Genomic DNA, 13,384 nt, shown 5'->3' with positions numbered 1-13,384 from the left:
AGGAATGTCCTAAATACAATTCAGTGTACCCTGTAAACCAAGTCATCGAATTACCTGCTGGTAGTGTAGATTCTTTAGGGTTAAATAATGGAGGATTTCTCAAAATCAATCTTAAATAGCCTCAACTCCTAATCAAACAACATATTAGTAAATATCAGGCATTCAATCCCTAAAGATCATGGTCTTTAGGGATTTTACTTTGCTTAAAGATAGTGGCCAAATACACTTTTATTTTTGTCAATCCATAAATGAGAGCGTCAATCTTGGGATTCTTGTTGAGCCGCTCGTTGCACTTGTGAGATTGTTAAGTTAAGTAACTCAGCAATCTCTTCGATTGTCATACCACGCGTCAGCATCCGGGGCACCAGCTCCAGCTTCACTTCATGTCGTCCCTCTTCCTTGGCTTCCTGGTAAACTCTAGTTTCTTCTAGATTAACTCCTAACATTGCTTCGACCTCCTCGCGGCTTAGATTGGCAAACTTGTAAACGGCGATTGTAGTGATCACCTCTATTATCTCGTCCTTGAATGGGTTAGCAGTCTCCTCCACCCGCACCCGCTCAATCAACCGTCTTGCCTGATTAACCATCTGAGCTTCGGGGGCGATGGTCAACTGCATCAGGCTAATCCCCACAGGCTGTTTATCTGGGTTGCCCAACTCATCAAGATAAATCCGTCGCACCTGTGAACCAGCAAGGAGCGAGCGATGTATCGCGGTGTTTTCTGGTTCTAAGCTGCGAGACTGGAAGATGATAATCCCGTACCAGTCATCGTAGAGCGCGGGATTGCGATACAGGTACAGCAGAGACTCTGAGAAGAAGCGATGGTAGAGCAACTCATCCTTTTGAAATTGCACTTCTGCAAAGAAGACAATTTGAGGCGAAGCATTAGGTGGTGGTAAGAATACGCCATCAATCCGGAACGTCGGTTCCTTCACTTCAACCGACTCAAAGCGGTAGTTCCTAGCATCCGGTGGCGGTTGCTCCACTAATTCAAAAAGTAATCCAGGGGAACGCTTGAAAAGCGCTTGAAAATGGCATCTCGTCTCACAAACGTCTCCGGTTCACTTTTGTTTTTGCTCTTACTATTTTTACTCCTGAGTTTAGCAAATCACCAGACGGCTAACACACCCTATTAATTTGCCAACAAATCTCACGGGCGATCCACCCGTATTACGCCCTCCGGTTTATCACCCACAACCAAGCATGAGAATCAACTTTCGCCGGTTCCTATTTTCAAAACAGACCTCCACTCGCTGTCGCTTACAACAAAGTATGTTCAACACCGTCCATCTTTGAAAGACTTATGGGCAATATAGCTCAAAACAGTCTTGCTACGCGACCACGGTTTCCCCTAAATACCTCGGCTTCGGAAGGAATTTTCACACAAGAAACTGTTAACTATATTTATTTGCCTATACAACTCTGAACTATGGTGAGTACCTCAGGTCAAACATTACGAAAAAAGTTACTGATTTAAATATTGGAATTTGTCAATCAAAAATCTGATAATTTTTAACTAACAAACTTTCCGAAAAAATAGTGTCTGAAACTAGAAAATTATTAGATGCTTTGACGGATAGAACCCTCATAAAATAGGTTTACAAACGAGAAGTTGGAGCAAGGACTCAGGACTGGTCACTCACTTCTTGATGACTCCTACAAAGTTTCATTCACTCTTCAATCAAAATCATCTACTTTTTTATGAGAACACACTACGAATCCGAATTTGATAATGACCGCGTTAAGAGCTATGAAGAAGAATATGGATATCCTGCTCCTGTTCGCCGCAAGCGTAATTGGAAAGAAAATGGCACAATTGCTGCATTAATGGTAGTGGGAACTGGGTTAATGATTGTAGATATCTCGATTCACAATATGGTGATAGCAAGTTTGGCATTTTTAACTGCAGGAGTTGCCCTACTGCCAAAAGAAGCAAACAGTCTACTTGCCAATATTGATAAATTGCAGCGCAGGTATGGCATCAACATTTACACAATACTGTTTGGAATTGTTAGCACGATTTTTCTACTCGACTTTGCTGTTGCACCAGCCAACGCACAGTTTATGAATAACGCAGAAACATTTTTCAAAAACGCCTCCTACTTTCCCGGAATTGACGCCAAAGTTATCGGTTTTATTTTTGCTGTATTACGAGGTTTGTTCCTCATTTACCTGGGTATCGGTCTAGTACGGGTTGTGCAAGCTGCCCGCAATGATGAAGACTGGCAAACCATTGCTAGAACACCAATTATCGTGGCTATAACTGTTGTTGTTGGTGACATTCTTGCTGCATTAGTCGTCGGTGGTGGTACTGGCGGTTAATAAATGAAAAGAACTCAGCAAGTCCTGATTTAGTATTCAGGAGAATAAGAAGAATTAAAGAAGAACTCACTATTTTATTCTAACTTCTGACGACTGACGTCACGAGTGCTTTCTTGGTAAAAATGGACAAACCACGACGCGAATTCCGTACTGTCAACCACATCCTTGGAAAACAGCCGCGCTTCGGACCATTGAGCGCCGACCAAATAATTCCCTGGAGTGCGATCGCACTCATTGGGTACATGGTTGTCAAAGGATTTATGCAACAATCATGGTTAGCAACTGGTATAGCGATCGCTTGGGGATGGGCAACCTGGTGGACAGTCTCTTCAAATCAAGCCTTCTTCGGTAAATTTATCGGCACACCCCGCATCATTCGTGGCTACAAACCATTTGTCTCGCTTGTTCATCCTCCCCAGGAACCAAAATTCAGGAAAAAGCGCAGGGTGTAGGGAGCAGGGGGTGTGCAAAAAATAACTCTCTGGAGTAGGGAGGAAAGAGAGAGTTATTTTTTGCACACCCTTACACCCTACCCCCTGTTCAATAGTTCTTTCGCTTCTTCACTGTTAAGCGTTCCCCATTCCCTATTCCCTATTCGCTGTTAAGCGTTCGCTGTTAAGAGTTCCCTTTCCAAGTTAAGAAAAATTAACGCACGCAACCACACATTATGAGTTCGACCGCCTCAACGAAACAAAAGGATAAGATTGGCAGAAAGTCCTTAGACATAGAACAATTAGGCGTTGTCAAAAACCTCACGCCGTTTGAGGACATTACCCACCTAGCTGGGATTGCAAGTATCTCACTTGCTGGTCGCAACAGATTAGGCGCACTTATTCTTCAGAAAAAACAAGACATCCAAATCAAATTCTGCTTCGACGTCCAAGGAATTCATCCATCGCTACCCTCTGAACAAATTATTCCCATTTTTGAAAATATTGAGGGCGGACTCAAGGAATTACCCGAACGCGAAACCTTAACTATTCACCTTGGCTCATTTACCGATGACTTCCTTCGTCAACAGGAACTAAAAGGAGTTGAACAAAAGTGCGACTTAGAACAATTAACACTACTGATACGTTCAGAACGCCTGCGTGCTAGAGAACTTACTCAAGCAGGAGTCCGCAAAAATAAGTTTTTGCGCTTCTGGTGTACCTATAGCGTCCTTGCTTCTGAAGATAGTCGCTCTCATGATGCAATTGAAAAAACTATTAAGCAGTTGCAGAAAGCATGGTTTCAGTTTACTGGTCAAATTCACGGTATCAGGCAAGAACGAATTGAAACAATTCTACAGGATAGTTTTACCTCTGGGTTCCAACGGTGGGAGCAACTTTTTACTAACTCAATGGGACTTTCGGTACAAGCGCTGACAAGTGAGGAAATATGGTCAGTTCTCTGGAACCAGTTTAACAAGAGCGATGCACATTCGATTCCCAGCCCCCTAATTTTAGATGAAGAGGGACTTCGAGAAGTTCAAACCAGCGACTTTCACATTCGTCACCTGATGCTGGAAAATGAGAAATCTGTTCCTTTTCTTGATCGCGCTTGGGTAAAACTCCAAGATAAGTATATTGGCGTTCTCCAATTTAGCGAAAAACCCCAAGGATGGGTTGATGAATATGCGCAGCTTCGATACCTCTGGGAAGTTATATCTAAAGAAAAAATCTCCGATACCGAGATTATTTGTCAGCTATCTAAAGCCAATCAAGGACTAGCAAAAACTGCTCTGCAACGAATTACCAAACAGTCAATCACCTCTTCTGCGATGTCTTCTCAAAAGGGGTCAATTGATGTTAAGTCAAATATGAATATTGAGGAGGCAGTCAAAGCACAAGAAACTATCTTAAAAGGGTCAATCCCAATTCATACCGCCGTTGTCTTCTGTATGCATCGTCATAGTCGCACTGCACTAGATGAAGCTTGCCAATATCTATCTAGCTGCTTTTTACGTCCTGCTGTTGTCGATAGAGAAATCGAATATACCTGGAAGACTTGGTTGCAATGTCTACCTATTGTTTGGGAGAATTTACTTACTAAACCCTTCAACCGTCGTCTTCCTTATTTCTCCTGTGAAGTACCAGGACTCATGCCTTTAGTGCGAACCGCTTCAGCAGATAAATCTGGATTTGAGCTAATCGCCGAAGAGGGAGGAACTCCGGTACATCTTGACTTGTACAACCAACATAAAAACTTAGCTGTATTTGGTACTACCCGTACTGGTAAGTCTGTACTAGTAGCAGGATTATTAACACCAGCTTTGGCGCAAGGTATCCCCGTTATCGCCCTGGACTATCCCAAACCTGATGGGAGTTCCACATTTACCGATTATACCAAATTCATAGGAACAGAAGGGGCGTATTTTGATATTAGCAAAGAATCAAACAATTTATTTGAATTACCCGATTTGAGGGGGTATGAACCTGAAGTTATTAAGGAGCGCATGACTGATTTCAAGGATTTTTTGAAATCAACACTCCTGACAATGGTACTAGGGACAAACCCGATAGGAGTCAGTCCCACAATGATATCAAATATCGAGAGTATTATTACAATTGCAATTGAAACATTCTTTAATGATGATGATATCAAGCTTCGGTATAAACTCGCCCTAGAAAATGGAGTAGGAACAACAGAATGGGCAGATATACCAACTCTTAAAGATTTTTACAATTACTGCTCACCGGGATTTATTAAGCTTGATTCCATTGCTAATAATAGTAAAGAAATACTTGATGCATTAGACCACATTAGATTGCGACTAAAGTTTTGGTTAAATTCACGAGTAGGTCAATCAATTGCTAATCCATCTAGCTTTAAAACTGATGCCAGACTACTCGTATTTGCACTGCGTTCACTTTCTTCAGAAGCAGATGCAGCAGTCCTCGCACTTAGCGCTTATGCAGCTGCCTTGCGTCGGGCCTTATCATCTAAAGCAAGTATTTTCTTCCTTGATGAAGCACCGATTCTCTTTTCTTTTGAGTCAATTGCCGAACTTATTGGAAGGCTCTGCGCCAACGGTGCAAAAGCTGGTATACGTGTGATTTTATCAGCACAAGAGCCAGAAAGTATATTTCATAGTAAATCTGCTGACAAAATATTCGCGAACATTACTACACGCTTGATAGGGAGAATTCAAACATCAGCAGTAGACCCGTTTGTTAACCGATTTAAATACCCATCAGAAATTATCTCACGCAATAGTACCGAAGCTTTTTTCCCAAAACGGGAAAGTATTTACTCGCAGTGGTTACTTGATGATAATGGCAAACTGACTTTCTGTCGTTATTATCCTGCTTATTGCTTACTTGCAGCAGTAGCAAACAACCCAAACGAGCAAGAACTGCGTACTTTATTCCTCAACAAATATGCCAATAATCCAATGCTTGGAATGGTGAGATTTTCTGAGGCTTATGTACAGATGATTCGAGGAAATGAGTTAAGTGAAGAAGCGAAAGAACTACTTGATAAGAATAACCAAAAGCAATTGAAGGAGAAGTCAGGAGGAGGCAGTGCGGTGGACGGGTTCCCCGGCATAAAGCAACTGCCGTTCAGAAGTCAGGAGTCAGAAGAAAATGCTGTTCGCGCAGCGTGCCCTACGCGCATATACTGAATTCTTCTTACTCTCCTAAATACTGACTTACGAAATAGCTGAATTCTTCTTCTTATTCTTCTGAATTCTGACTGCTGTATAGCTGAATTCTTCTTCAATTCTTCTTCTTACTCTCCTGAATTCTGACTCCTGACTCCTGACTCCTAAATTCTTACAATTTCTCCACCAAATGTATGAAAATCAAGTTAAAGTTGAAACCGAGTAAAGTAGTCATAATTGGATCAGCGATTGGTCTGGTGACTCTGCTAAGTGCAGCCCCCAGTTATGCCTTCTCAGTGAAAGATTTTTTTAATGAGATTTTAGGTGAACTCAATAGCTATTTTGAAGAAACCAAAAACGAACTTACCGCAGTGATAAATGAAAGCTGGGGTGGGATGAAAGGGGAAGCAAAAACTGCTACCGACAACTCAACCGGAACTATGGGTTTACCAGACCCTGTAGAAAGTGCAGACAAACTAAAAGATCAACTCAAAGCGACGGGTAACTGGAACGAAAGCAATACTGTAGAGGGTGCAGTTGCTGCTGGTAACGAACTGGAACGCGAAACCACCCGTGCTACAGTTGAAAGCGTCTTGGGAAAAGTAGGTCAAGAACGCACCAAAAAAGAAATCTCTCAGACGCAACAAACCGTAACTGAGGTGCAAGAACTTGCCAACCAGGCTCAAGATATGGATGCTTCGCAGAATATCCTCAAGGTTATTTCTGCCCAAAATGCCCAAATTGTCTCAATGTTAGGACAGTCCCGTACTGATGGACTGCAACAAAGGCACGATGTACAGCAAACTAACCTTATGCTATCCCAAATCGCCGAACAAGGTGCAAGCGATCGCCGCCGTCAAAACCTAATAATGGACGGTATAACCGCTCAATACATGGAAATCAGCGGGTTTAGCTCCCTCAAAACCACTGCTGGTAAATAGTTTGCTGTAATCAATGGTCATGTGGACACTCACTTCAAATCGAGAAACTCGCCCACAGGGGTGTCCTCTCTATTGCACCAGATGACCCTCTCGCCACCAAGTCATCAAAGCACCATGTTAGAACATCTCATCATCGCCACCGATCCATTTTTCGGACAAGACATTTTAGAAAATGCTGCTGGTGGAGCGCAACTGGTAGCAGAAGGATTTAACGAACTTTGGCAAGAAACCCTCAACGGTAACTTGTATGGCTCGATGTGCAAAGTTGGTCAGTTTTTCGCGATCGCTACTCTCACCCTTTTTATGGTCGAATTGGGCAAAAACTGGATAAATCAAGAGGACATGAAAGCTCTCTCCAGTTGGATATGGCCTATTATAGTTGTTGGGCTACTAACGAGTAATGGCACATTACTTAGAAGTGGAACACTCGCCATTCGAGGATATATTAATACTGTCAATAATGATATTCTCGAATTTACCGCTGCTGGAGCAAATTTAGAAGTAGCGTTCAACCGAGCCGTTGGCAATATTGCCCTTCAACAGCAAGTCGGAGCAGCAATGGAAAGATGTCGCTCAATTCCAGGTAACACTACTGATTCAATCGCCTGCTTGCAGCGAGCAGAAGCCGAACTCAAAACATCTGCACCTAAATTATTTCATGGAGTTGCCCCTGACAGCGGTAGCTGGGAATTTAACCCCCTCAAAAGTTTGTCAGATGCTAAAGACGCACTCGAAAACCTCTCCCCCGGTCAAATTGCTGAAAAAATTGGTAACTCCATCACCAGTGCAATTGGTTCGATGATAACCGGGTTTGTTGCGGTCATCCTTCTGGCTCTAAACAATGCTTACCAATGGGGAATCGAGTTCACAATGCTTTTAACCGCTTTACTTGGTCCATTAGCAGTCGGTGGTTCGCTACTTCCCTTTGGTGCTAAACCCATTTTCGCTTGGTTAACTGGTTATTTTTCAGTTGGAATGGCGAAACTTTGCTTCAACATCATTATTGGTTTGTGCGGACAGCTTATTGCTAATTCCGAACAAAACCAACCTATGATATTTCTCCTTTTCGTTGGGTTGGTATCACCCATTCTTGCATCAGCTCTTGCCGCTGGTGGTGGAATAGCCGTTTGGACGGGACTAAGTCAGGTAACATCATTTGGGGCTGAAGTTGCAGCAGGAATTGCCACTGGTGGAGCAAGTACAACTGCTACCGTTGCTGTGAATGCAACCAAGTTTATTGGTAACAAAATCGGTAAGGTCAAAAATAATTAATAAGAATGCAGGAGTCAGGAGGAAACCCGCCCACGGCGCTGCCTCCTCCTGACTTCTGACTCCTAACTTCTTATAGTAATTAACAAATAATTATGCTTAAATCTAAGTCTAAATCTCAACCAGCCCGCCTCCTCAGTTACGGTCAATCTATCTCTACACCTATCGGCATGGCAATCACCATAACAGCAGGAGGAACTATCCTATCTGTCTTATTACAATTGGTAAATCTTGGAATAAGTTCTGGTACAAACCGTTATGTCAAAGGTATGACAGTTGTTCAACTTCGAGATGGATCTACCTCAATAGCTAAGTTTGTTGGTCCCAACGAACGTGATGACGAAACTATCAAAAGATTTGTCTCGGATAGTATGATGAAAATGTTCGGTTGGGATGGACTAATCCAAGCCAATGAAAATGGCGAAAATGTTACCAAACCTGACAAGGGAGTAGAAATAAAAACGACAAAAAATAACAGAAAAAGAATTCCAACTAGAGCATGGTCAGCAGCATTTGCTCTATCTGAAAATCAAGACTTTCGAGCAAGCTTTCTCAAAAGAATTGCTGAAATGGTTCCTGATGGCGTATTCAATGGCGAATCTCAATTTTCACTTGTTACTCGCTATATATCCAAACCCAGAAAAATAAAATATGGGAAATGGGAAGTTGATTATATTGCGACACTAGTAGCTTTTGATAGAGAGAGAAACTCAGGAAAAGGGATTGCCTTCAACAAAACAATTACCATCTCAGCTATCGATACTCCCAAGCTACCAGCCAATCCAACTGAACTCGACGAAAAAATTTATTCTGCTAGACAATCAGGTCTAGAAATTACTCAAATTATCGATTACGATCTTTTGAAGAAGAATTCAGGAGGAGGCAGCGCCGTGGGCGGGTTTCCCGACTTGGGGCGACTGCCGTTCAGGAGTCAGGAGTCAGGAGAGTAAGAAGAATTGAAGAAGAATTGAAGAATTCAGTATTCAGCAAGTCCTGATTTAGGAGAGTAAGAAGAATTGAAGAAGAATTCAGCATTTTATTCTGGTTCCTGACTCCTTTCTTGGTAATTAGTTTTTAAAAAAATTATATAGGACTCCTCCGCAGATTTTTGCGAGGCTAGGTACACCTCAAAGAGCCTTCTTTCCTGTTAAGAGTTTTCTCCCTACGCAAGTAATTTCACCAAATCAAACCGAATTCTTATATGTTACAGTTACACGAAAATCATCATAATGTTTCTGATGTAGATAGTTTTCTACCATTCGATAGTGAGGAGAAAAAACATGAGGAAGTAGACGAGAATCAGGAGAATAGTACTGAAGTAGAAGATGAACTTGAAGGAGACGAAGACCCAGCTTTAATAAAAACTAAACACGATTTTGTCACATCCCCTTGGTCAAGATTAGGAATTATTGGTGGTGCATTTGGCGTAGGGTTTTTATTGGTATTTCTTGTCCTTAACGGAATGATGAACGGTAGTAAAACTGGCTTAAAACCAGAAGCTACCCCTACCCCTAGTCCCACTACTACCCCGTCGGAACAGAAAGATGGGGATGTTTACGCCAAACTCGCCCTTGCCAAGCAACAAGAAGAACTTGATACACTCAATGGCAAGAAGGATGAGAAGGAAAGCAAAGCTGAAGCTAAGATACAACCAACAAAAGCAGAAACGCGCCCCACACAACAAAAAGTCGTCACTCAAGAAACTCCTCCACCAAGAAGACGTGTCTATCGAGAACCAGCAGCCGAACCAGAGTTGAAACCAAGACGTAGAGAAATCGCCTCTCAACCAATACCACCTTTACGTCCTACTGCTCCCGTCTCGAAAATCCCCCGTGTGAGTCATTCTAACCTCACTCATTCCTTACTGACAAAAGCTGTAAATAATAACCAAAACCAAACCGTCGCGAAGAACCCACTCGCCGAACTTGAACGGCTGCGTAGCGTGGGAAATGTTGGTCAGGTTAAATATGCACTCACCGCTTTCCCCAGCACAACCGAAAGCACAAGCACGAGTACAAAAGAGGTTACTGCTACAACCGGAGAAATAAGATCCACAGCAGAAGTTAATACTACTCGTTCCCGTCGCCGCAGCCGTCGTAACGAGAGTACTGACACAACCAACAATAACACGATTGAGGAATTACGTCCTCGTTGGAAACCTACCATCGAAAGTAATAGCCCAAAGTACGCAGATAATGAAGAAAGCAGCCAAGCTGTAAATGTGAGTTATGACTACCTCAGCGAAGAAGCACAAATTCTTTATGAGAGAAAACCACAGTATTTGGTTGTTGGTTCATTTGCAAATGCAACCTTGGTCACTCCTCTGGTTTTACCTCAAACAAGTCATAACAATAACAACCGTTCGCAAGCACAAACAAATACGCTACGGTTTGTTGCCCAGTTAGATGAACCACTTTACAGCAATACAGGCGAAATTGCCATTCCAAGAGGTACGCAAGTCACAATCACAATGCTTGCAGTCGATGACTCATCAGGCGTGTATGCTGAGGTAACAACTATCCTTAAGGACGGAACTGAGTATCCAGTATCACCTGGTACAATATCAGTCTTAGGAGAAGCAGGTTCGCCCCTCATCGCCAGACCTTACAAAGATAAAGGACCAGAAATTGCCAAATACGATGCCACTTTAGGAACAATTGCTGGTATCGCCAAAATTGGAGAAATTATCAATAAATCCGAAGAGGTCACAGAAGATTTACCTCTAGGTGGAACAAGAACTCGCACTCGCAATAACAAGCGTAGCATTGAAGGTGCTTTCGTTCAAGGGTTTTTTGGCAAGTTGAGCGATACAGTCAGCAAACGCACTGAACGCGCCACTGAGGAAATCAATCGCCGTCCCAATGTTTGGTACGTACCTAAAAACACCAAAATCACTATCAGAGTCGATAGGTCATTAAAGCTGTGAAATTCAAATATATAATCTATTTTAGTCTAATTCACCTCTGCTGCGCGTCCATATTTGCACCCTTAAAACCTGTATTTGCAAATACCATCCGTCAAGTTGCAGCATCACATGTGTCAGGAGAAACCGCCCAATTACAAACTGTCAAAGTTTGGAACGGACATGGGGTATCTATTTCGTTTTACCGTACTGGAGAAACTATCAAAAAAATCTGGCTGGACGATCCCTCAAGGTTTGTTTTTGACGTTGACGGATGTCTTGAAGGGCTAGGCAGATGCTCTGGTAGTAGTACAGGGGCAGGATTGATTCACATTCGTCGCATCGAGAAAGTCAAAATCCCTGGTCTACCAGAAGCCCCCTACGGCGCGCACATGACGGTCATTACCGAATCCGGGTCAACTTTGAAAAGCTATCACTTCCGGATTGTACCAGGTAGTGGTGCACCCCAGTACAGCCAAATTGAAATTGTTGGCGATACCCCAAGCAAGACTCAAGAAACAAGACCAGAAGTTAGTTATACAGCTTTATCTGACAGCAAATATATCACCAAGGGAATGCAGATTGCCCTCTCCAAGCAATGGGTAACTACAGATAGTACACTCTGGCAACGGCTAAATCAACTTATCGAGTTATGCTCCCAAGGAGAGGAACTTGTTGCTGCTGCTAGCACCGCTGGGGTATCGATGCAGTTGGTTGAAAAACTCATGTTGCTAGGTGGTAAGCGCGTCTTAGAAGTACCATCACCACGCAGTACCCCCTCTGCAACTCAAACAAACTTTGTTTTAAATCAATAATTTCAATCAATAATTTTAAGTAATTATGGATAACGAAAACCTGACTCCCAATTATCAAATCCCAGAAGCCGTAACCGAAGTAACTGCAATCGTACCAGTAGCACTTGTCAGTCAGGAAATCAACAATAATAAAACTAATCGAGCGCTTCAGTATCGCATCTCGAAACTAAATACCCTACGCTACCTTATGGTAGTTGGTCTTGCTGCAGGACTTGCCTTACACGGACTCATCCGGTTTGGGGGTAGCTATAATATCGGTAGTCTCCTATTTGAAGGGAAAGCTGTAGCCGCCACTGGCTTAGAGGAAAAAACCGGGCAACCTTCAGTTGAACTCACGAAGTATTCAAATTTGAACACTTCGACAAATAAAACAGAAGAAACCAAAAAGTCGCAGCCAGTTGCTACCAAATACGTCAACGGTGCACCAACTCCTGATTGGAGCAATATCACGTTCAAAAATATGAAGTTTGGGGACGCAGGTAGCGTCGAATTCCCCAATATCAAAAACCCCGGTATGAAGCAAAGGCGTACTTGGAGTGCAGGACAAAGCCTTGCGGAAGTTATGGAACTGGGCGATTTTGAGGCTACTGAATTCAAGATTGAAGATTTCACGCTTGAAGATATCGCTGACATCACAGGTATTCAACTCAAAAATCTCAAACTCTCGGATTTTGAGACACTGAAATGGCAAACACTTGCAGATTTTGCACAAGCAATTCCCAAGTTTGAAGATTTAGAAGTGGGAACAATCCCGCCAATTCAAGAACTAGTCACCAAAGTTACGGGTTTAAGCGCAGACTACCAAACTGTTGGTGAGGTACTCGATAACTATCCTGAACTTGCAGAAGCCGAACTCGGTAAGTATGTCCAGCTTGATAAGTATAAACTAACCAGCATCCCCGGCATCCAACAAGCACAGTTTAAAGACTTCTACAACTGGCAAAACACCACAATCGGTAAGATTCCGGGACTGGCAGATGTACCATTTGACCAGTTCTCTAGTTTACCAATTCCCGATATGAGCTTCATTGGTAAGGTAGACTTACCCCTTGGATCGCTTGAAGGCGGACGGTGGAAATCCATCTCTGGTAGCTATCAAGACGGGTTTAATGTTTCGTGCGAGAAAAAATGCGGTCACATTGAGGTTTCAGGAAGTGATATTGTTACTGGTTCACAATGGATGTCCGGCAAAGACCAAAAGGTTAAGGGTGGATTTGGCATCTTAGGTAAACTCAACGGTGGAAAGGAACCCACCGGACGCCATCCATTTGGCAAGTCTTTCAAGCAAGTTATCTGGGACGTTAAAGAAGCTGATGGTAGCATCACCACCGCAATGTTTTTCCGTATCTGCAAGCGGGGCGGATTTGTTGACTTGGGATGCAGTCCCTACTTCATTGGTCCGGTTCCCTTTTTTACCTATAAAGAGATGGACACCATTATCCTTGGTACACCTCTCAAAGTCCCTCAAAAACCACTATGAAGAAGCAGGGCTGATTCATTCCGTAAGGGTAAGAATTTTGTCAATATCATGGTTTGAGTCGAGAGGAGC

Annotated in this window: 10 protein-coding genes; 9 read left to right on the top strand and 1 reads right to left on the bottom strand. The window is 42.8% G+C overall.

What is annotated here, in order from left to right:
* Positions 1-257: 257 nt before the first annotated feature.
* Positions 258-986 carry an Rpn family recombination-promoting nuclease/putative transposase gene (locus AC5590_RS06285; RefSeq protein ID WP_169268354.1) on the bottom strand — a complete coding sequence of 243 codons (729 nt, stop codon included), beginning with the start codon at positions 984-986 and terminating at the stop codon, positions 258-260.
* A gap of 715 nt (positions 987-1,701) precedes the next feature.
* Here AC5590_RS06285 and AC5590_RS06280 point away from each other — a divergent pair.
* From AC5590_RS06280 to AC5590_RS06240, 9 genes are all read left to right on the top strand, one after another.
* On the top strand, positions 1,702-2,322 hold the full coding sequence (locus AC5590_RS06280) for a hypothetical protein (RefSeq protein WP_169268353.1): 621 nt from the start codon (positions 1,702-1,704) through the stop codon (positions 2,320-2,322).
* 122 nt (positions 2,323-2,444) lie between these two features.
* Complete coding sequence (locus tag AC5590_RS06275; protein ID WP_169268352.1) at positions 2,445-2,774, top strand: hypothetical protein; 330 nt, start codon at positions 2,445-2,447, stop codon at positions 2,772-2,774.
* Positions 2,775-2,989: 215 nt separating this feature from the next.
* Positions 2,990-5,929 carry a putative type IV secretion/conjugal transfer ATPase gene (locus AC5590_RS06270; protein ID WP_169268351.1) on the top strand — a complete coding sequence of 980 codons (2,940 nt, stop codon included), beginning with the start codon at positions 2,990-2,992 and terminating at the stop codon, positions 5,927-5,929.
* A gap of 173 nt (positions 5,930-6,102) precedes the next feature.
* Positions 6,103-6,849, top strand: coding sequence for a hypothetical protein (locus AC5590_RS06265; protein WP_169268350.1), 747 nt, complete (start codon positions 6,103-6,105; stop codon positions 6,847-6,849).
* A 114-nt stretch (positions 6,850-6,963) separates the two neighbouring features.
* Positions 6,964-8,121 (top strand): sulfite exporter TauE/SafE family protein, encoded by a 1,158-nt coding sequence (locus tag AC5590_RS06260; RefSeq protein WP_169268349.1) that lies wholly within the window; start codon positions 6,964-6,966, stop codon positions 8,119-8,121.
* A gap of 92 nt (positions 8,122-8,213) precedes the next feature.
* A complete protein-coding gene (locus tag AC5590_RS06255; RefSeq protein ID WP_246163646.1) occupies positions 8,214-9,068 on the top strand; it encodes a hypothetical protein in 855 nt (284 codons plus the stop codon).
* Positions 9,069-9,319: 251 nt separating this feature from the next.
* Positions 9,320-11,044, top strand: a complete 1,725-nt coding sequence (locus AC5590_RS06250; protein ID WP_169268348.1) for a TrbI/VirB10 family protein — start codon at positions 9,320-9,322, stop codon at positions 11,042-11,044.
* Entirely contained in the window at positions 11,041-11,835 is a 795-nt protein-coding gene (locus tag AC5590_RS06245; RefSeq protein WP_169268347.1) for a hypothetical protein, read from the top strand. The genes AC5590_RS06250 and AC5590_RS06245 overlap by 4 nt, the downstream gene beginning before the upstream one ends.
* A gap of 25 nt (positions 11,836-11,860) precedes the next feature.
* Positions 11,861-13,315, top strand: a complete 1,455-nt coding sequence (locus tag AC5590_RS06240) for a hypothetical protein (RefSeq protein ID WP_169268346.1) — start codon at positions 11,861-11,863, stop codon at positions 13,313-13,315.
* Positions 13,316-13,384 lie beyond the last annotated feature (69 nt).

This window comes from Brasilonema octagenarum UFV-OR1, assembly GCF_963888615.1.
GTDB lineage: Bacteria > Cyanobacteriota > Cyanobacteriia > Cyanobacteriales > Nostocaceae > Brasilonema > Brasilonema sennae.
Note: the sequence above shows the minus strand (reverse complement) of the source record. Positions and strands in the feature narration are given on the sequence as shown.